The sequence below is a fragment of the Pseudomonas sp. GW822-FHT03F08 genome (assembly GCF_058801265.1).
Map to the genome: position 1 here is coordinate 289,402 of NZ_JBXANC010000006.1, position 20,502 is coordinate 309,903.

Genomic DNA, 20,502 nt, shown 5'->3' on the forward strand with positions numbered 1-20,502 from the left:
TTATGACCGTTTGTCGGGTATTGGAGGTTGCGTGAGTATCTGAAAAAAGGCCCTCGATGGAGGGCCTGAAAAGTTCAGTTCGAGCGTTAGCCAATATCCACTACGTCGAGCTCAAGAGGTGTCATCCAGCCGGTCACGATCCCTTCTTTTTCGGTCTTGCCTCGCACCACGTACCGACCAGGCGGCAAGTCATACAGCGGTATCACACAGAGTCCGGACGCATCGGCAAAACCGGTGCCGATTTTATTGGTGGTCAGTTCCGGAAAGAGCGACACCATTGACCCCGGCATGGCCGTCAGATAGATCACTGGATTGGGGGAAACATAATCCCTGTTCATCGGATCAACAGCGATCGGCGGATAAAGGGTTCGGCCGGAGACCGAGAATTGGGTAGCCTCGCTTGACCAGTCGGAAACATGGTCGCCCAGATACTGCCGAGCCCTAACGGTGTGGGGATCCGTCTGCACCGCCAGATCGATAGCACAACGCAACGACCAGTCACCTCGTGCATCGACTGTTGCCTCACCTAGAAACGTCTCGCCCTCAAACACCTTGACTACAGCACCTGAATAGCCCGTTCCTCGAAACCCGGGCCGAATTTCGAGTGGCAGTGTTGTGTCGGGAGGCGGCTCCAGAAAGATTGGCGTTCCGAAATCTAGTGGCACTTCCACCACTTCTACCGTTCGATCAGGAACCATCCAATCTGAATCAAATCCATCACGGGACTGCCACACCGAGATTACAAAACTCCCTGTCGCAATGTCTTTGTTCAAATGCCCACTCCAGTTCCCGGCGCGGCCCACCAAAAACTCTCCCAGCACATCAGACCCTACGCCGCGCCGGTAGACCCGAACCAATGCACCGGCCAATCCTCTCCCGGACACTAGGGTTCTGCGACTTACCTTTTCCCCCTCATGCGGGTAAATCAGAGTCGGTGCAGGGAAATGGAGGGCTACCGACTTGACCTCAAATCGCTCGCTCTTGCGCCACTCTGAATGCTGACCGTCGAGGGTGTCGCGCATTTGAACCCAGGCCCCGCCCTCGGCCAACGCGACTGTACTTTGCACTTCCCAGTAACCATCGACATTGGCCACAGTCGTCGCCAACACGATCTCGCTGTTGAACCACTGGGCAATGGTGACCGTTGCTTGCGGCCTGACCAGCCCGGCAAAAACCGGCTTCGTTCCGGTTCTGTCACCTGCCTGTGGCTGTGTGAAGTGCTGGGGTGCATGAAGCAATTTTGGAATGATCGGTTCGGACACGTCGGAATCCAGACCCGCACCGGCTCGTGCAATGGCAGCGAGGGTGTTGCCGGCGACCATATTGTGCTGAAGGTTCGTCGTCCATTGACCGTGTTCGTTCGCGGTGACGGGAGGAAAGTTGTGCGGCGCTCCCAACCGTCTGACAATCACCTGATCCCCTGGGAAAGCGCCGACTCCGGAGACCCGCATTTGACGACCGAAGTTCTGATTCGTCAGGGGCGAATCAATCTTCAGTTTCTCAGGTACCACGATCACGTTGCGAGTGGTCGGTGCGCTGAGATCAATACCGTCACGAATATAAACAAGCACCGCTTTAGGCCCTACGCCCAGCGTGATACCGGACGTGCCCCAGGCACCGTTGGTTATCGCAATATTGTTGCGGAGCAGCGTGGTTTCAAGCCACAACTCGACGGTACCGCTCTGTGCAGTCGTTGTGCCGCTGAAAACCGATACTCGCGGCGTTCTGCCGCCCTCGGCCGGTACGGTAACGTCGGCGGTCGGTACGCCGAACTTCACCGCCACACGATCACTCTCGATCGATGCGTTCGCAGGGTTATTCGACTCGTACTGCACGGCATACAAGGTCTGGTCACCCGCGGCTTGCTTCAACAGGGTTATATCAAAGGTACCATCGTGCTTCACGTCGTCTGCGCCCAACTCCTGATTGCCGATGGTCGTGCGGATTATGACCCGGCAGCCCGGCCAGCCTTTGCCGGTGATGGTCGCGATGAGGGGAACCGAGCCAGAGGTTTCGATTTTTGGCTGCGGCGTGCGAACGGTGAGCGATTGTGTGGAGGCAGTTGAGGTTTGCCCGCCGAATTCCGCCGTCACGCTGACCGTGTAAGTACCAGGTTCCCAGTCCGACGTCGCGTTCAAATAAAAACTGGCACCTATTGTAGTAGCGGCTTGAGCAGTTCCTCCATTGACACTGACTTTGACCACCGAGCCTTTCCACATGGTGCCGCCGATCCGCGGACGTTGGTCGGTGGGTGCGGTGATGGGGGTGAGCACGGGCGGGGGTGACGGGATGATTACAGCAGGCACGTTCGCAGGTAGCGAATAGAGATTATTGACCCACATCTTGGCGGTTAATTGATTGTAGGTTCCTGGGTCAAAGTCGAGGGTGGAAACAATGGACCACGCCTGGTTTGTGACGGTACCGGCAGGTACCCCGGGACGCATGTCCACGCCGTTGTTGAATATGACCACCACTACCTGACTCGTGCCCCAGTTCTGCCCAAGACCCGAAAACTTCAGTTTGTGGCCGTCTCGAGTGCCGGTCAGTTGTGTGGGCGCGGGTGTCGGGACTTTAGTCTGTAACTGAACCCACCCATCACTGTAAATACGCGCTGGCGGAACACCGAGAACACTTTGCCGACAGCTGTATGTCAATGTTCCCGGCAGCTGAGTTAGTGGTACATCGTATTCAAATGTACCGTCACTTTTTATGGGGACACTGAATAATGGAGTAACACCGTTCCCGGGCTGATGAAAGTGGAGTTCTCCACCCTTGAATCCGGTGCCATGCAGTCTGACCCGTTCGCCTGTGGTGGTGGAGGTCACCGTTGGCGGGTTTGGTTTGACATTGAATGTGACGGCCTCGCTACGCCCGGACCCCTTGCCTGAATGGAACTGCTCTACGGTGAGCGCGTGAGCGCCCGGATCCAGATTGGTTGTCGTGATGGAAAACGTATCCGTTGTCGCCGCCACCGCCGTTCCCACTGCCGTGTTAGAGGCGCCTATGTAGGCAATCAGAGTGGCACCGGATAGACGGTTACGGCCTGTCAGTGTGAAGCCCAGCGGTACAGTCAATTGGGTGTTGGTAATGACCGGATAACCCAATATCTGAATGGTGTAATGATTGGTGTAATTCTGCGCGCCATCGATTTCAGCCGTCACCGACAAATTGCCACTGCCCAGAGTCAGGTTTGCCAGCGCAGATGCCTGCCAACTGCTTCCTGCTCCTGTATTGGCCGAGACAGACAGGGGAGTTCCGACGCCTCCCAGGACAACTTTCATTGAAGTACCGGGCCCGGCGATTCCACTGAAGGCGAGATCTTTTAAAGGCACGATTTCGCCCGCTGCCGGTGAAGTAAGAGCCGCCCGATACAGTTCAAAACCGTTGGAATAATCGGAGACCGCCAAACCAGAAAACTGGTTGGAATTAATACTCAATAAATTTACTTGAGGAGGAATTTGAAGATCAGCAGACCATGTTTTGTCTTGATAATTAATGATTGCGCTAGCTTTCTCATAGTCGAAACTTCTATAAACGTGCAAGGTGTACCCGGGAATTCCTCGAGTACCGGTTACACGCACTGGTGAGGCGGAAAAATTCTTGATCGGGTTGATGCTGGGCGAGTGAGGTTTGAAGTGTACTGTCAAAGACCCTGTCAGCCAGACATCCGATACATCCGCTCTGTCGTACATGTAACCAAATCCGATTGTTACGCTCTTGGTATCGGCTGGGATGCTTTTACCTCCACTGATGGGCTCCCAATTGCCAGTCTGCCTGGCATTGTCATTCGTCAACTCGGTCGGATTCCATTCACTCCCCGTCAGGGCAACATGCATCCATACGTTTCCTGAGGTCCTGCCATTGCTCTTGGCTTTGTAGTGCGTCGCATTGCATGTGAGAGATCGACCATCCTCATGGTACGAGTACTCAACGCGCAGATACGCCCAATATCCGTCTTTTTCGGCATAGATATCGTGCGTGATCAATACACCATTCTCTGTTTGCTCTATCGCTACTACAGTATTTCCAGGTTCGCCAGTTACCTCTTGGTCATGTGGTGACTCGCCCGTAGCCTCATCTCCAACATCATCTGATGTATTCATAACTGGCTCCATGGTGGTTAAAGGTGTTAATTCACGCACAAACATTTGCCCATCCATTGAATCCAATACCTTGAAGCGCAACACCTGACACTTCTGACAGTCCCGACAAACGGTAACTCTTCCCACAGCCCGGTCCGGCAGCGTCCTGCAAGTCGTAACAACGGGCTACGACGCCTTGTGCCATTGCCTACAAATCCCTCAGAATCCGCCGGCTTGTGCGCCTTGGCGTTGCCCCGTAACTTGATCCCCGTCGCTGCCAATCAGCGGCCGGGTTTAGTCGCCCGGGGTCTCAGTACGTTGCGCATAAGCGTCATCCAGTCGGGTATTCCCTATCCCCGCACTCGATGGTGGCTGTTCGCAGGGCGCCCTCGGGCGCACCGGTACGTACTCCCGGTCGACTAACCTGCTTACAGCCGCCACCCTTTTTCTCGTTTAGTCGCGAGCCAGATGGTGGCCCTAACGACGAGTACGAAATACATGAAAAAGCCAGTTCCAAATCCCCCTGCGGACACCGATCCAAAGGACCCGACCGATCAACCCGATCCGGTCTCCCCCTACGCTTCAATCGATTCAAGAAAACTCCACGACGCAGCCCACAAGGCCCTCGACTTCTACCTCAATCCCTCGCCCGAAAAACCGCGCAACTCCGTGGATCGCGGCATGCAGATGTTCAAGGTTGATCCCGAGATCAACTCCGAGGCGATCGCCATCCAGACCTACGAGACCTTCTCGTCGGTGAGCATTCTCTTGCTGGACCTGGCCGACAGCCTGGACGACAAGCCGCGGCATCTGGCGATGGCGATCTATCAGTTGAGCGAGATGGGGTTGTTGCTGGCGGAAAAGACGCTGGATAACGAGCGGGCGATTGCGATAGGCGCGTAACGAAAAAGGGTCATGACCTGCGGCAGGTCATGACCCTTTCGTTTAGTCAGGCCGAAGCCGGCAACGGCTGAAAACTGAAGTACTGCTTCAATGCCTCGACCAGTTGCCCATATTCGGGCGGCGTCCGGTACAGGCTGAAGCCGGCGTCGTAATGTTGAGGGGTCGCGTCTTCGTGGCACCACAGGCAGCACGCCGTCAGGTCGATGACCTGCTGGCAGCCCTCGCCCAGGGGAATTTTCAGGCGCAGTTTGAATTCGGCACCGATCATCATCGGCAACTGGCTGATGAGCATCAAACCGTCTTCAGAGACGTTGCCCAAAAAGCCGATGGGTTTGTCGGTGACGCTGTTGAACACTCGCAGAAAATACGGCAACTGGTGCCGTTCGATTCGACGGTCGGTAAACATGAGCGTATCGCCATGCCAGGCCCGAGGATTGGGCCGCACTGTGCTTCGGAACGAACCTGCCCGACAGGTCCGCTCTCCCCGCTTCCGGTGTGGCGCTTGCCACGTACTTCTTATGCCAGTCGCAGGTGTTGCGCCGGTACAGAGTGCATCTGCACCGGTGTCTGTGGACTATAGCTCAGGTTGTACAGGGATCCAGCTTTTGTATGACAACCGCCATCAAAAGCGGGTTGGACGTACAACGGCCGCTGCGCTGCGGGTCGGGTAATGACCCAGGCTCTGCAAGGTTTCCAGACGCGCACGGGCGCGGTAGGCGTATTCGCTGTTGGGGTACGAGGCGATGATGAACTGATAGGTCTGCGCTGCATCGACAAACATTTTCTGCCGTTCCAGGCACTGGCCGCGCATCATCGACACTTCCGGCCACACGTAAGGGCGGGCACGGCTGGCGCGTTCGACCTTGGACAGTTCGAGCATCACCTGCTCGCAGTTGCCCCGGTCGTAGGCGCTGTAGGCGTTGTTCAAATGATGGTTCATCGACCAACGGGTACAACCCGTGGCGCTGACAACGGCGAGGGCAAGGGCGGCAATGGGCAACAATCGCATGGGGGAGTCTCCTGTCTTGTGCATTGTATCGACCTGCCGCCGGAAATCTTCAATGCACGCTGTCGTGTCGAGGGTCCCTTTTGCTGCCAATCGAGCTGCCGTCTCATCCCAAATTGATGTTCACAACCTCCGAGCGGGGGGAGACAACAGTGCCATCTTTGGTCTTTTCGACCATATAGAAACCAAATTTACGAAGGTCAATGTGGCTTTGCCACTGGCCAGTGTCGCCAATTGCCTGCCCAAAAATCGGATTCAGTGAGTCTTTTGTGCTGTAGCAAACCGCCACATTTCCTGGTGTGCCAGTTCCTCGCACGGCAAAAAACACTCCGGGAGTAGACCCGTTCGATGGCTCCAAAACATGGGGAGGCTCATTTTTCACCTGAGTATCGTTTTCGGTGGTCATATCATTTACCTCGGAGGCTCGCCAACCATTGGCGAGATCGGTTTCTTATACCGATCCGAAAAAACCACGCCACCTGTTAGAAATAACAGTCTCGACGAGCGGTCGGCTCGTAGCGAACCAATGTTCAAAAATGTTCGTTTCAAGAAAGAAACCAATAAGTAGTGCAAACGAACAATGACTACACCCATCGAGCGTAGTAGCCTCTGCGAGCGCTTGAACCTGAGGAGTCTTTGCATGTCCGTCCGTCGTACCAAAATCGTCGCTACCCTTGGCCCGGCCAGTAACTCGCCGGAAGTTCTCGAACAGCTGATTCTGGCTGGCCTGGACGTCGCCCGTCTGAACTTCTCCCACGGCACCCCCGACGAGCACAAGGCTCGCGCGAAGCTGGTGCGTGACCTCGCTGCCAAGCACGGCCGCTTCGTCGCCCTGCTGGGTGACCTGCAAGGCCCGAAAATCCGTATCGCCAAATTCGCCAACAAGCGCATCGAGCTGAAGATCGGTGACAAGTTCACCTTCTCCACCAGCCATCCGCTGACCGAAGGCAACCAACAGGTTGTCGGTATCGACTACCCGGACCTGGTCAAGGACTGCGGCGTGGGCGACGAGCTGCTGCTCGACGACGGCCGCGTGGTGATGCGCGTTGATACCGCGACCGCCACCGAACTGAACTGCACCGTGACCATCGGCGGTCCGCTGTCCGACCACAAAGGCATCAACCGTCGCGGTGGCGGCCTGACCGCTCCGGCCCTGACCGAGAAAGACAAGGCCGACATCAAGCTCGCCGCGGAAATGGAAGTCGACTACCTCGCCGTGTCCTTCCCGCGTGACGCCGCCGACATGAACTACGCCCGTCAACTGCGCGACGAAGCCGGCGGCACCGCTTGGCTGGTGGCGAAGATCGAACGCGCCGAAGCCGTGGCCGACGACGAAACCCTCGACGGTCTGATCAAGGCTTCCGACGCCGTGATGGTTGCCCGTGGTGACCTGGGTGTGGAAATCGGCGACGCCGAGCTTGTGGGCATCCAGAAGAAAATCATTCTGCACGCACGCCGCCACAACAAGGCTGTGATCGTGGCGACCCAGATGATGGAGTCGATGATCCAGAACCCGATGCCGACCCGCGCCGAAGTGTCCGACGTGGCCAACGCCGTGCTCGACTACACCGACGCCGTGATGCTGTCCGCCGAATCCGCTGCCGGCGCTTATCCGCTGGAAGCCGTACAGGCGATGGCGCGCATCTGCGTCGGCGCTGAAAAGCACCCGACCAGCAAGACCTCCAGCCACCGCATCGGCAAGGAATTCGAGCGCTGCGACGAGAGCATTGCGCTGGCGACCATGTACACCGCCAACCACTTCCCGGGCGTGAAAGCGATCATCGCGCTGACCGAAAGCGGCTACACCCCGCTGATCATGTCGCGTATCCGTTCGTCGGTGCCGATCTACTGCTTCACCCCGCACCGCGAAGCCCAGGCCCGCGCAGCGATGTTCCGTGGCGTGTACACCGTGCCGTTCGACCCGGCTTCGCTGGCCCCGAACGAAGTCAGCCAGAAAGCCATCGACGAGCTGGTCAAGCGCGGCGTTGTGCAGAAGGGTGACTGGGTCATCCTGACCAAGGGCGACAGCTACCACACCACCGGTGGCACCAACGGCATGAAGATCCTGCACGTGGGCGACCCGCAGGTCTGAGTGACCGGTTGCTGAAAACGAAAAGCCCCGCCATGTGAATGGCGGGGCTTTTTCATTTCAGGACTTTCAATGCCGCTTGATAAACCCGGTCAACGCCGCCAACGCCTCCGGCGAGCGCAGCCGCTGGGTGAACAGCGCGCCCTCTTCCTCGATCACCTTGCGGATCAACTCGCGATCCGGCGCGCGCATCAACTGTTTGCTGATGCGCACCGCCTCGGCCGGCAGCTCGTCAAACCGCAGTGCCATCTCCCGCGCCTTGGCCAACGCAGCTTCGCCACTGCCCAGTGCCTCAGTCGCGATCCCCCACTGCGCCGCTTGCTCACCGGTAAAGCCTTCACCGAGCAGCAACAGCTCCGACGCTTTGGCCTGCCCGAGCAAACGCGGCAGGATCAGGCTGGAACCGAACTCAGGGCACAACCCGAGATTGACGAACGGCATGCGCAACCGTGCATCCCGCGCCACGTACACCAGATCGCAATGCAACAGCAGCGTCGTGCCAATCCCCACCGCCGCCCCGGCCACGGCGGCGATCACCGGTTTGCGGCATTCGAGGAGTTCAAGCATGAAGTGAAACACCGGGCTGTCGAGGTCGCTCGGCGGTTGCTGGATAAAGTCGGCGATGTCGTTGCCGGCGGTGAAGCACTCGGCGCTGCCGGTGATCAGCACCGCGTTGATCTCGGGGTCTTGATTGGCCTGCTTGAGCGCCTCGGCCAACTGGCTGTACATGGCGCGGGTCAGGGCGTTTTTCTTGTCGGGGCGGTTGAGGCGCAGGGTCAGCAAACCGCGTTCGCGGTGCAGCAGGATGGCTTCGGGCATGGCAGGTCTCGCGTCTGAAGAATCAGCGCTCAACCACGGCTCAGGAAGACATCGGCCAGCAGTTGATTGCGCGGCAGTCCGGCCAGGAACAGACGCTTGGCAAACGCGTCAACGCTGGCAGTCGAGCCGCAGACTAAGGCCAGCGTTTGTCGGGAGACAAGGCGCAGTTGCGCCAAAGCGGCCGGCAACTCGGCCGCCGTCCACAATTCGACGCTGAGGTTTTCCCGCTGCGCGGCCAGTGCTTCAAGGGGTTTGGCCAGGTAATGCCCGTCGGCATCATGGGCCAGATGAATGACGCGAATGGCGCCCCGATGATCCTGACGCAAGGCTTCGCGCAACACACCGAACAAGGGGCCTAGTCCGGTGCCCGCCGCCAGTAGCCACAGCGGCCGGTCGTGCCAGTCCGGGTCGTAATGCAACGCACCGCCGCGCAGTTCACCGAGGCGGATCGGGTCGCCGATCTGCAAGCGGCGCGCGGCATCGCTGAATTCACCGGGCTGGCGGCAATCGAGGTGAAATTCAAGAAAACGGTCTTCTTCCGGCAGGCTCGCCAGCGAATACGGCCGCGCAACGTGGCCGGCCCACAGCACCAGATGCTGGCCGGCGCTGTAGCGCAACGGTCGCTGGGGTGTCAGGCGCAACCGCAGCACGCTGTCGCCGAGCCAGTCCAGCGCTTCGACCGAGGCCGGGCGACCATCGGTGACGGGATCGAAGGTATGCACCTGCAAGTCCTCGATCACCTGACACTGACAGGCCAGGCGCCAGCCCTGATCACGCTGTTCGGCGCTCAAGGCATCAGGCCGACTGTCGGCGGGCAAGCCCTGCACGCATTGCACCAGACACGCATGGCAACTGCCGGCGCGGCAGCTGTAAGGCACCGCCACACCGTTCTGATTGAGGGCATCGAGCAGGTTGCTGCCCGCCGCCACCGACCACTGTCGTTCACCGACCCGCAGTTCAGGCATCGACTTTCTCCCACGCGGCTGCGCAACGGTTGCGCCCGTCGCGTTTGGCCCGGTACAGCGCCTGATCGGCGCGCTGCAAGGCGTCATCCAGATCATCGCCCAGTTCCAGCAGGGTCATGCCGGCAGACAGGCTAAGGTTTTTCACATTCAGGCCCACCAGTTCAACGTCGGTGAAGGCGATGCGCAGCCGTTCGCAACAGGCGGTCAGCCGCTCGGCGTTGCAATCGGGCAGCAACACCACGAATTCTTCACCCCCATAACGGGCCAGCACATCACCGTCACGCAGACAGGCACCGGCCACTCCGGCGAAGGCTTGCAGCACCTGATCGCCGGCTGCATGACCGTGTATATCATTGATGCGTTTGAAATGGTCGAGGTCGATCAGCGCCAGACCGTGCACCACGTCGGCTTCCATCGCGTTCAATTCGCGGGTGGCCAGGCGCAGGAAATGTCGGCGGTTGAACAGCCCGGTCAGTTCGTCGGTGGCCACCAGGTCTTCGAGCTGGCGCATCATCCCGCGCAGGGTGTCCTGATGCGCCTGCAAGGCAAACCGGCGCTGGCGCATGCGCTGGCGCGAGGTCTGGACGAAACGTGCGTAAATCACCAGCCATGCCAGCACGATCAACAGAATGCACGCCTGCAACGCGGAGAGCGCCGGATCGTGCAAGCGGAAGTGATAACCGTCCCACAGCGTGATGGCGCAGAAGCTGAAGAACACCAGCATCGCGCAGCGCACAAAGGCCCGCCGCGACAAATGGAACAGGCCGAACAGCAGGATCAGCACATAGAAGACCAGAAACTCGCCCCGCGCTTCTTCCAGATGCGCGATCAGCCATGTCTGCCAGCCGAGGCCGAGCAGCACTTGCGCTTCGGTCAGGCTCGGGTCGGAGAACCGCAGGTTGGCGCCTGAGAAAAACACCGCGAACAGGGTCGCCTGGCTGATGACCACCAGGGCGCTGCCGACGGCAACGCCTGTCAGCGAATCTTCGTAGTGTCCGGTGAAATACGCCAGCCACAGCAGCAGCAAGGCCAATCCATAGGTGGCTGCAGCGAGGGCGAAGCGTTTGAGCAAAAGACGTTGAATGGCGTTATGGGTCAATCGTTGACTCACCGTGCGATAAGAGGCTGACCGAGTGTCCTACTCTACAGACCGGCTGCCACTTTAGTGGCGTAGTCGATAAATGACCATTGATTTTCGGGCCGGATAATTGGCGTCAAAAAAGCCCTTGGGCCCGTCCCTCCCGGGTTCCCGGAGCGCCCGCCAATAGCGCCGGCCGCGCGTGATTTTTTGTCGGCCTTCGCCGTCCGCAAACAGCGAACCGGACGCAGCGCTTGCAGACCACATCGACCAGCTCCCGCCATGCGACCAACGAATGACTACCGGCGCGTGTCACCACCAGGGAGGCGCGGTATACTGCCGCGCCTTTTTAGCGTCGCGCCAGCAGCCCCGGCGTGCCTTGAAAGGTGTCTGCGACCGACCGATGCACCCAAGCCGCAGGCACCTTATTGAATGTTCCCGTCTTTTAGAGGAGCGCGACTCATGACCGTGATCAAGCAAGACGACCTGATTCAGAGCGTTGCCGACGCCCTGCAATTCATTTCCTACTACCACCCCGTGGACTTCATCCAGGCGATGCACGAAGCCTACCTGCGCGAAGAATCGCCAGCGGCCCGTGACTCGATGGCGCAGATCCTGATCAACTCGCGCATGTGCGCCACCGGCCACCGGCCGATCTGCCAGGACACCGGTATCGTGACCGTGTTCGTGCGTGTGGGCATGGACGTGCGTTGGGATGGCGCGACCATGAGCCTGGACGACATGATCAACCAAGGCGTGCGCCAGGCTTACAACCTGCCGGAAAACGTCCTGCGCGCTTCGATCCTTGCCGACCCGGCGGGCGCTCGTAAAAACACCAAGGACAACACCCCGGCGGTCATCCACTACTCCATCGTCCCGGGCAACACCGTGGAAGTGGACGTGGCGGCCAAGGGCGGCGGTTCCGAGAACAAGTCGAAAATGGCCATGCTCAACCCGTCCGACTCGATCGTCGACTGGGTGCTGAAGACCGTTCCGACCATGGGCGCCGGCTGGTGCCCACCGGGCATGCTGGGCATCGGCATCGGCGGCACCGCCGAGAAAGCCGCTGTGATGGCCAAGGAAGTGTTGATGGAATCCATCGACATTCACGAGCTCAAGGCCCGTGGCCCGCAGAACCGCATCGAAGAAATGCGTCTGGAGCTGTTCGAGAAGGTCAACCAGCTGGGCATCGGCGCCCAGGGCCTCGGTGGCCTGACCACCGTGCTCGACGTGAAGATCATGGATTACCCGACCCACGCCGCCTCGCTGCCGGTGTGCATGATCCCGAACTGCGCCGCCACCCGTCACGCGCACTTCGTGCTCGACGGTTCCGGCCCGGCCTCGCTGGAAGCGCCACCGCTGGACGCCTACCCGGAAATCGTCTGGGAAGCAGGTCCGTCGGCCCGTCGTGTCAACCTCGACACCCTGACCCCGGAAGACGTGCAGAGCTGGAAGCCGGGCGAAACCGTCCTGCTCAACGGCAAGATGCTCACCGGTCGCGACGCCGCGCACAAGCGCATGGTCGAGATGCTGAACAAGGGCGAAACCCTGCCGGTGGACCTGAAAGGTCGCTTCATCTACTACGTCGGCCCGGTTGATCCGGTCGGTGACGAAGTGGTTGGCCCTGCTGGCCCGACCACCGCCACGCGGATGGACAAGTTCACCCGTCAGATCCTCGAGCAGACTGGCCTGTTGGGCATGATCGGCAAATCCGAGCGCGGCCCGACTGCGATCGAAGCGATCAAGGACAACAAGGCTGTGTACCTGATGGCCGTCGGCGGCGCCGCTTATCTGGTGGCACAAGCGATCAAGAAGTCCAAGGTACTGGCGTTCGCCGAACTGGGCATGGAAGCGATCTACGAGTTCGAGGTCAAGGACATGCCGGTCACCGTCGCGGTGGACAGCAAAGGTGAATCGGTCCACATCACCGGTCCTGCGATCTGGCAACAGAAGATCAGCGAGAGCCTGGCGGTGGAAGTGCAGTAAGCGCTTCATCCGTTGGTAAAAAGGCCGGGCAGTCAGCAATGATCGCCCGGCCTTTTTTTCGTCTGCCATAAAGTGCAGGCGCCGGCACCTGTCAGATCTGACAGGTGCCGGGCTTGATCCGCTCTGTTAGCGTGAAACCTCGACGTCCACAGGTTGCGTTGACATGGCTCTTGATGCGGATGCACTCGTCACTCCTCCTTCCATTGCCAAGACGGCGTCCATTGCCACCAACGGACGCAGTTGGGGGGAGATCGGTGCGACCGGGCAACGGTCTTACACCTTGCCATTACCGATCCTGAACGCACGCACGCTCAATCCCGAGTTAGATCTGGTCTACGACGGTAATTCCGGCAACGGCAAATGCGGCCTTGGCTGGGATCTGCCGTATTCCTCCATCTCCCGCAAGACCAGCAAGGGCGTACCGAAATACGCCGCCGACGACGTCATGCAGGCGGACGGTACCGACCTTCGACCCGAGCGGACAACTCGCGGAAAGATCAAGGTAACCCGGCGTACACGAGGCAAAGGCCGGCGGGCCAGAAAGCTTTCCGTGGTGCGTTACATCCCACGCCTGGAAAGCACGTTCGACCGCTATGAACTCTGGACACCTGTCGACGGTAACCCCTTCTGGGTGGTATCCCGCGCCGACGGCTCGCAGCATTGCTACGGCAACACCCCGGCCTCATGCATTTACGACCCAGAAGACCCGACACGCATCGCCGCGTGGCTGCTGGTGGAAGTCAGGAACGCGGTGGGGGAAAACATCTTTTTCGAATACAAGGCCGATGACAAAGTCGCCGACGCACGTTTTGATTATCAGGCCCAGCGTTATCTGCGGCAGGTCTGCTATTGCAACAAGACAGCCAGTACAGGCCTGTATTGTCTGGATCACGCGCAACCCGAATTACTCGACTGGCTGTTCCGACTGATCGTTGACTACGGGGAGCGTGTCACCCGGCGAGAGGCGATCCCATCCTTTTTAGCCCCGGAACATAGATGGTCGCTTCGCAGCGACCCGTTTCGCAACCATCGTTTCGGTTTCGAGGTAGGCACCCGGCGCCTGTGCCGGCAGTTTCTGTTGTTCAACCACATCGGCCCCGATCCGGTACTGGTCAATCGCCTGTTGCTGGAACACGAAACCACGCCGCTGAATTACAACCAGCTGAAAGCCGCGCATTACATGAGTTACGACGCCGCCGGCCGGGTCAAGCACTCCCCTCCGCTTGAGTACTTTTATGAAGCGTTCAAGCTCAATACCTTTCCCCAGACGTTCCTGGCGCTAGATCATATGCCCGGCCTCAACGACGGCCAGCCCTATCATTGCGTCGATCTCTTCGGCGAAGGCGTGCCCGGAATTCTCTGCCAGTACAACAACGCCTGGTATTACCGAGAGCCCATGCGCGGCACACCCGGCACGGACGAAATCATCTATGGTCCCTGGACCTTGCTGCCACTGATTCCGAACGCCGACAGCAGCAAACCGGTGGTGCAGATCCTCATGGACCTCACCGGCGACGGGCGTCTGGACTGGATCGTCGCGCAACCCGGCGGCAGTGGTTATTACACACTCAACCCGGATGGCACCTGGTCGCCGTTCAAACCATTCAGCCAGTTTCCCGTGGAATTTTTTCATCAGTTGGCCCGACTGGGTGACTTGAGCGGGGACGGGCTGAACTCCACGGCCCTGATCGGTCCGACCAGCGTGCGGGTGTATGCCAACCTGCGGGAAAAAGGCTTTGCTCCCGGCCAGGATGTGCCCCACGCCCCGGACAGATTGCCGCTGTTCAGTGACGCCCGTAGCGAACTGGTGTCGTTCAGCGGCATGGGCGCCAGTGGCATGGAGCTGTGCCGGATTCGTCATGATGAAATTCGCTGCTGGATCAGTCTGGGTCATGGCCGGTTTGGAGAAGGTTTCAAGCTGAGCGACTTGCCGTTCAACTATGGCGAGTTCGACGCTGACCGGGTCCGCATTGCCGATCTCGACGGCTCCGGTGCACCTGCCTTCATTTACCTTTCCTCGGATTACTTCGAAATCTGGTTCAACCACGGCGGCAATGGCCTGGCCTCGACGCCGGTGCGCGTTCCATGGCCCAGAGGCGTGCGCTACGACAACCTCTGCCAGGTCACCTTCGCCGACCTGCAAGGCCGGGGTTGTGCCAGCCTGCTGCTGACCCTGCCGCACATGAAACCGCAGCATTTTGTTTATCACTTCGTCAGCGAGCGGCCGTACCTGCTTACCGGTTGCAATAACAATATGGGGTACAGCGCGACACTGAGTTATCGCAGCAGCGCACAATTCTGGCTGGATGAAAAACGCCGGGGATTGGTCGCCCGCAGAAAACCGGTGTGCCATTTGCCGTTTCCGCAAATGGTGCTTGGCTGGTTGCAGCAGGACGACGAAATCACCGGCAGTCAGCTGAAGCAGTCATTCGAATACCGTGAAGGTTATTACGACGGCAGGGAGCGAGAGTTTCGTGGATTCGGGCAGGTCTGTCAGATCGACAGCGAACTGGAACCGGGCACGGCCAAACGTGGCCATACGCTGCCGAAATTGACGACGCACTGGTTTCACACCGGACAAAGCATCGATCCCGTCTTGAAAGCTGTCTGCGAACTCGACGGTGAAATCACGCCACTGGGGCCCACAGTCGTTTCAGCGTTCGACGCCAAACGCCGCAAGGAACGAATTCGTAAACGGCGCAAGAGTGACGATCCCGAAATCGCCTACGCCCTGGCCGGCCGTCTGCTTCGCACCGAGATCTGTCAGGCGGACGACCCCGCCCCCGTTCGACTGTTTTCCCTGAGCGAATTTCGCTATCTGGTTCGGGTGGCAGACGAAAGCCCGTCCAGCCTGCTAGTGCTGGAACTGGAAAACCGCAGCCATCAATACGAACGCTTCATGGACGACCCACGCGTTGAACACACGGTCAATCTGGCATGGGACGTATTCGGTCATCTGATTCACGGTGTCACGGTCGCCTGTGCTCGCCGCCGCACCGAGACTGATGAACCGCCCTTCGATCCAGAAGATCAGCGGTGCGCCTGGGTGGACAGCTTCGATGAGCAACAGCAGTTCTTTTATCTGACGGAAGCCCTCGCCGGGTTCACTCACCTGACCGATGAAGGTCATTGGTTGCTCGGCCTGCCCTGGCGCCAGCGCAGCAATGCACTGATGCTACCCAAGGGAGCACTGCCGGGCGGGCTGCGCTCAGCGGACATCAGTTTCGAAAACTTTGATCGACATAAAGACAGCCCTGAATGGACAGCCGCGCGCGAACTGACCTCGCTTTCGCAACAAACGTATCAGGAGGAGGCCGGCAAGATGTGCTACCCGCCGTTGCCGGGGCCGACCGAGCAGGCCGTGTTCGATAAAGACGCGTTGGAGGCCTACCGCGACGTCCCGATTGTCATCCGGGATGAGCTGAAAAAAATCGGCTACACCCCCATGAAGCTGTTCTTCCCGACGGACCCGGCACAGGACCTGCTGCTGAACCTGTGGTCAGCCTGGAGCGGCCTTTTCACCTACGCCGACGCCAGCGGTTTTTACCACGTCACCGCAGTACGGCAGACCACCAGTCATGGTAAAACCGATATCAAATGGGATGCCAACCATCTCCATGTCATTGCCATCAGCCAGCCGGACCGCTGCGTCACGACAGTGACCTATGACCCGCACACCCTGCTGCCGCAGAGCGTCACAGACCCCAACGAGAACATTCAGGAAGTGCTGTACGAACCGGGCGGTCAACCGATTGCCCACAGTTTCCATGGCACCGAAGAGGGAGTGCGCGCCGGTTTCGAACCGCTGTCCGCTTATCCGCCACAGCTTGATCCGAGCGTCGAGTTTGCCCTCGCCAATCCGAAAACCGTGCTCGCGTCCGCCGCCAGCGCGGTACGCACCGAACTGTTCAGCTGGATGCCATTGCTCCCGCACAAAACGGCACGACTAAAAAGAAAGCAATGGATCGCCAACGGCTTGATTCTGCCCGACGGCCACGTACGCGCCTCGGCACTGCGCTGGCTGAACCAGCGAAAAAAACGCACCGCCAGCGAGCAGACCCTGCTCAAGATCATTCACACGGCCCTCAGGCAGCCGGTGCACAGCCTCAGCATGGTCGCCGACCGCTACCACGACGACCCTCTGCAACAGATTCAGAAGACCATCGCCTACGTCGACGGCTTCGGCCGCCCGTTGCAAAGCAAACAGCTCGTCCCGCCGGGCGATGCCTTTGTCGCCACCCCCGAGGACGACCTCGCGACCGGCGCCGACGGCAAGCCGATCGAACTGCCGGCCACCCGGCGCTGGCGAGTCCAGGGTCGTGTCGAATACAACCACAAGGGTGAGACGATCCGGGTCTATCGCTCGTATTTCCTCAATACCCATCGCTGCATCAATGACAGTGCGATGCGTGAGCACGGCTACCACGACCAGATGTTCTACGACGCTTTGGGGCGGCCGATCCAGACGATCAATGCACTCGGTCATCTGGCGTTCGAGATTCTGCATCCATGGTTCAAGCTCAGCTATGACTACAACGACACGGAAGAACCGACACCGGCCACACCCGCAAGAAAACCGATACCTGCAAGGCCTTCAAAACCTGAAAAACCTGCAAAACGGGTCAAGTCATGAACGCCAGCGTGCACCATCTGACACCGACGATGTCGGTTATCGGCCCGCGCGGCGAAGCCGTCAGACAAATCGATTACCTGCGCACGATGGCCGGAGAAAAGGGGCGAGCGCTCATCAGCCAGCTGCAATATGACGCTGCCGGTCACCTGGTTGCACAGCGGGACCCGCGTCTGCCCACGCCCAATACAACAACGGTGTTCCGGTTGGACGGCATGGCGCTCAAGACCCACAACGTTGACGGTGGCGAAAACACGGTTCTGCCTGGACTCGGCGGCGAGTTTTTGCAGAATTGGGATGCAAACGGCAATCACCGGGAGATGACCTACGACCTGCAACTGCGTTTGCGGAGCGTCACAGAAATCGGGGTGACCGGCTTTGAAACGTTCAGCTATGAAACGGCTTCGGCCGATCCGTCACACAACCTGCGCGGACAAATGACGGCGCTGAATGATCCATCGGGCACAGTGCAATTCAACAGTTTCACCATGAGCGGCCCGTCACTGGAAGAAACACGCACCTTCAAGGACGGCAAGGTCTGCACCAGCCGCCAGCGCTTCAGCGCCGTCGGTGCGCTGCTGCAAACCACCGACGCCGGCGGGCATGTACAACAATCGACCTACGACATCGCCGGACAACTTGTCCGGGTGCAACTGCAACTCCGCGGGCAAACCTTCCAGGACATTCTGAACGGCGCAGATTACAACGCCGCCGGCCAGATCACCGAACAACGGCTCGGCAATGGTGTGACCAGCCACTGGCATTACCGGGAGGCCGACGGTCGCCTGCTTCGGCAGTACGCGCAAAAGGCTTCCGAGCCGGCGATTCAGGATCTCGAGTATGAATATGACTTGGTGGGCAACACCCTCCGCATTGTCGACCACACCTACACACCGACGTTTTTCCGCAACCAGCGGGTCGACGGTGAGCGCACATTTGGCTATGACTCGGTGTACCGCCTGACCCGCGCCACCGGTTACAGCGACGCCCCGCCCGCGGACAATCCCGGTCGGCCGCAACCCACCGATCCCAATGACCGACGCAACTATGTCGAGTCTTTCGAATACGACGACGGCAACAACCTGAAAAAACTGACCCACGTACGCGACGGCAACACCTACACCCGCGAGATGTTCATCGACACCGCCAGCAATCGCGGTGTGCGCTGGAAACCGGGGGATCCGGCGCCTGACTTCAGGGCCCTGTTCGATCGCGCCGGCAGTCTTTTAGCCCTACAACCCGGCCAGCCGATGGACTGGAACAGCCGCAATCAGCTGCAATCGCTGATCCTCGTAGAGCACACCAGCGGTCCGCCCGACCAGGAGCTGTATCACTACAGCCAGGGCGCAAGGGTCTACAAACGCCATGAAACCCACGCCAGCACAGTCAGCCATATCGCTGAAGTGCATTACGTAGGGAGTCTGGAAATCCGCACCAAAAGCAGCGGAGAAGAGTTACACCGGATCACCGTCGCCACCGGTGTCGGCGAGGTGATGTGTCTGCACTGGGTCGCGGGCAAACCACCCGGTATCGATGCTGATCAGGTGTGTTATTCCCATTCCGATCACTTGGGATCGAGCGTGACGCAGATTGATCAACGGGCGCAGGTGATCAGCCGCGAAAGCTACTACGCCTTTGGCAACACCGCGACGATGGCTGCCCGCTCGCAGATCGAAGCGGACTACAAGTTCATCCGCTATTCGGGCAAGGAAATGGATGTCACCGGGCTCTATTACTACGGAGCGCGGTATTACGCGCCGTGGTTGTGTCGCTGGGTGAGTGCCGATCCGGCGGGGGATGTGGACGGGCTGAACCGGTATGCGTTTGTAGGGAATAACCCGCTGCGTTACGTTGACACCGTCGGATCATCCAAATCGGAAAGCGCAATCAGACATTATTCAGACTTCATTTCCGTCGTCTCCGGACACTCCGAACATTTGCTCCTGCAGCTTCACAACATCAGTCATAAGAAAAACATCAAAAGAAATCTGATGGCAAACCTCGCAGTCGAGACGGTCAAAGGTGTTGCTGGCTACGAAGCAGGCGTTTTCGGCGGAGGGCTCGTTGACTTGGCGCTTCCGAGCCCCCAGTCCTTTATCCCCTACCTGACAACTGGCGGGCTGATTGGTGGAAACATCGGCGGTGACATCGCCGGCGCGATGATTGACCCGTTCACAAACGAAATCGCCTCCAGAACCGGGATTATTCTCGGCCCGCAGATCCCGCAAACGTCGACAATGTCAGTCAGTGAAATCAATAACGGGTTAGGGATCACGGATCCCGGAAGACAAAGCAGAACGTGGCGAGAGACCTCGGATGATCTGACCCGTCAGATGCCTGAATTTCTCATGAACCGAGTGATGGCGTCGTGGATATCGATTATCCCCGCCACTCTCGCCATGTTTGCTCGAGCAGTGGAAGTCGAAGACATCAAGAACGGGCTCGATCCGGTGAAGATTGGCAAGATCGAGACAATGCTCTCTGACTGGCAAGCGGCCGTCGAAAGTTATTCCGCCACAGCAGAGGGAGCGTTTGATGCATTAGGCATCGATGTTCTGAACCCGGACGGAAATACTCCGATCAGCCGCTCAGACCTGCAACAGCAAACCCGCGAGACACTTGCCAACATCAGCCGGGCGAAAGCTTCCATTGCCGCTTACAGGGAGTCGAGGTCCACCGATAACCTGTTTTTGCAACGCCAGCTGCGTCATACCCCGGAAAAACACTCAAGGTTTTACAACTGGTGGACCAAATCTAACGGCACACATGCTCCCTGACTGCTGATGTCAGTTGAGGTCTGCCAATCCGTCGCCGACGATTCCATACAAGGACTCGTCGCACCTAGGATGCCTGACTCAAAAGCGGTCGTGTGACCAATCGGCTTTTATGCAGCGATAGCACTGTAGCCGCTCGACGTCGTGGTATCGTGCCCGCCCGTCCTGCC

At 59.0% G+C, this 20,502-nt stretch carries 12 protein-coding genes; 5 read left to right on the top strand and 7 right to left on the bottom strand.

Annotated elements, in window-relative coordinates:
- Positions 1 to 86: 86 nt before the first annotated feature.
- On the bottom strand, positions 87 to 4,148 hold the full coding sequence (locus AC1RME_RS17205) for an Ig-like domain-containing protein (protein WP_493091567.1): 4,062 nt from the start codon (positions 4,146 to 4,148) through the stop codon (positions 87 to 89).
- Between the two features lie 432 nt (positions 4,149 to 4,580).
- Between AC1RME_RS17205 and AC1RME_RS17210 the strand changes: the two genes are divergently transcribed.
- Positions 4,581 to 4,985 carry a DUF6124 family protein gene (locus AC1RME_RS17210; protein ID WP_096818349.1) on the top strand — a complete coding sequence of 135 codons (405 nt, stop codon included), beginning with the start codon at positions 4,581 to 4,583 and terminating at the stop codon, positions 4,983 to 4,985.
- 46 nt (positions 4,986 to 5,031) lie between these two features.
- Here AC1RME_RS17210 and AC1RME_RS17215 read toward each other — a convergent pair whose 3' ends face one another.
- The 3 genes from AC1RME_RS17215 to AC1RME_RS17225 all read right to left on the bottom strand — a co-directional run bounded on the left by AC1RME_RS17215 (position 5,032) and on the right by AC1RME_RS17225 (position 6,397).
- The gene (locus AC1RME_RS17215) at positions 5,032 to 5,391 is read right to left on the bottom strand and encodes a PilZ domain-containing protein (RefSeq protein ID WP_096818351.1); all 360 of its coding nucleotides are present in this window, start codon (positions 5,389 to 5,391) and stop codon (positions 5,032 to 5,034) included.
- 216 nt (positions 5,392 to 5,607) lie between these two features.
- On the bottom strand, positions 5,608 to 5,994 hold the full coding sequence (locus tag AC1RME_RS17220) for a tetratricopeptide repeat protein (protein ID WP_096818353.1): 387 nt from the start codon (positions 5,992 to 5,994) through the stop codon (positions 5,608 to 5,610).
- A 103-nt stretch (positions 5,995 to 6,097) separates the two neighbouring features.
- Positions 6,098 to 6,397, bottom strand: coding sequence for a hypothetical protein (locus AC1RME_RS17225; RefSeq protein ID WP_141401756.1), 300 nt, complete (start codon positions 6,395 to 6,397; stop codon positions 6,098 to 6,100).
- Between the two features lie 234 nt (positions 6,398 to 6,631).
- Here AC1RME_RS17225 and pyk point away from each other — a divergent pair, with 234 nt between their 5' ends.
- A complete protein-coding gene (gene pyk, locus AC1RME_RS17230) occupies positions 6,632 to 8,083 on the top strand; it encodes a pyruvate kinase (protein ID WP_096818355.1) in 1,452 nt (483 codons plus the stop codon).
- 66 nt (positions 8,084 to 8,149) lie between these two features.
- On the opposite strand, the gene AC1RME_RS17235 is transcribed toward pyk, so the two are convergent.
- The 3 genes from AC1RME_RS17235 to AC1RME_RS17245 are packed head-to-tail and all read right to left on the bottom strand — an operon-like array spanning position 8,150 to position 10,963.
- A complete protein-coding gene (locus AC1RME_RS17235) occupies positions 8,150 to 8,899 on the bottom strand; it encodes an enoyl-CoA hydratase-related protein (RefSeq protein WP_096818357.1) in 750 nt (249 codons plus the stop codon).
- Between the two features lie 29 nt (positions 8,900 to 8,928).
- Entirely contained in the window at positions 8,929 to 9,864 is a 936-nt protein-coding gene (locus AC1RME_RS17240; protein ID WP_096818359.1) for an iron-sulfur-binding ferredoxin reductase, read from the bottom strand.
- On the bottom strand, positions 9,857 to 10,963 hold the full coding sequence (locus tag AC1RME_RS17245; protein ID WP_493091568.1) for a GGDEF domain-containing protein: 1,107 nt from the start codon (positions 10,961 to 10,963) through the stop codon (positions 9,857 to 9,859). Before AC1RME_RS17245 ends, AC1RME_RS17240 begins: the two co-directional genes overlap by 8 nt.
- Before the next feature lie 441 nt (positions 10,964 to 11,404).
- On the opposite strand from AC1RME_RS17245, the gene AC1RME_RS17250 reads away from it, so the two are divergent.
- The 3 genes from AC1RME_RS17250 (at position 11,405) to AC1RME_RS17260 (ending at position 20,335) form a co-directional block, all read left to right on the top strand.
- A complete protein-coding gene (locus AC1RME_RS17250; RefSeq protein WP_249490631.1) occupies positions 11,405 to 12,928 on the top strand; it encodes a fumarate hydratase in 1,524 nt (507 codons plus the stop codon).
- A 163-nt stretch (positions 12,929 to 13,091) separates the two neighbouring features.
- Entirely contained in the window at positions 13,092 to 17,561 is a 4,470-nt protein-coding gene (locus AC1RME_RS17255; RefSeq protein WP_493091569.1) for a SpvB/TcaC N-terminal domain-containing protein, read from the top strand.
- Positions 17,558 to 20,335, top strand: coding sequence for an RHS repeat-associated core domain-containing protein (locus tag AC1RME_RS17260; RefSeq protein ID WP_493091570.1), 2,778 nt, complete (start codon positions 17,558 to 17,560; stop codon positions 20,333 to 20,335). Before AC1RME_RS17255 ends, AC1RME_RS17260 begins: the two co-directional genes overlap by 4 nt.
- Positions 20,336 to 20,502 lie beyond the last annotated feature (167 nt).

Excerpts from the sequence above, each read along its gene's own strand:
- AC1RME_RS17205 (WP_493091567.1), bottom strand. The coding sequence starts at position 4,148 with ATGTTTGTGCGTGAATTAACACCTTTAACCACCATGGAGCCAGTTATG.
- AC1RME_RS17210 (WP_096818349.1), top strand. The coding sequence starts at position 4,581 with ATGAAAAAGCCAGTTCCAAATCCCCCTGCGGACACCGATCCAAAGGAC.
- AC1RME_RS17215 (WP_096818351.1), bottom strand. The coding sequence starts at position 5,391 with ATGTTTACCGACCGTCGAATCGAACGGCACCAGTTGCCGTATTTTCTG.
- AC1RME_RS17220 (WP_096818353.1), bottom strand. The coding sequence starts at position 5,994 with ATGCGATTGTTGCCCATTGCCGCCCTTGCCCTCGCCGTTGTCAGCGCC.
- AC1RME_RS17225 (WP_141401756.1), bottom strand. The coding sequence starts at position 6,397 with ATGACCACCGAAAACGATACTCAGGTGAAAAATGAGCCTCCCCATGTT.
- pyk (WP_096818355.1), top strand. The coding sequence starts at position 6,632 with ATGTCCGTCCGTCGTACCAAAATCGTCGCTACCCTTGGCCCGGCCAGT.
- AC1RME_RS17235 (WP_096818357.1), bottom strand. The coding sequence starts at position 8,899 with ATGCCCGAAGCCATCCTGCTGCACCGCGAACGCGGTTTGCTGACCCTG.
- AC1RME_RS17240 (WP_096818359.1), bottom strand. The coding sequence starts at position 9,864 with ATGCCTGAACTGCGGGTCGGTGAACGACAGTGGTCGGTGGCGGCGGGC.
- AC1RME_RS17250 (WP_249490631.1), top strand. The coding sequence starts at position 11,405 with ATGACCGTGATCAAGCAAGACGACCTGATTCAGAGCGTTGCCGACGCC.
- AC1RME_RS17255 (WP_493091569.1), top strand. The coding sequence starts at position 13,092 with ATGGCTCTTGATGCGGATGCACTCGTCACTCCTCCTTCCATTGCCAAG.
- AC1RME_RS17260 (WP_493091570.1), top strand. The coding sequence starts at position 17,558 with ATGAACGCCAGCGTGCACCATCTGACACCGACGATGTCGGTTATCGGC.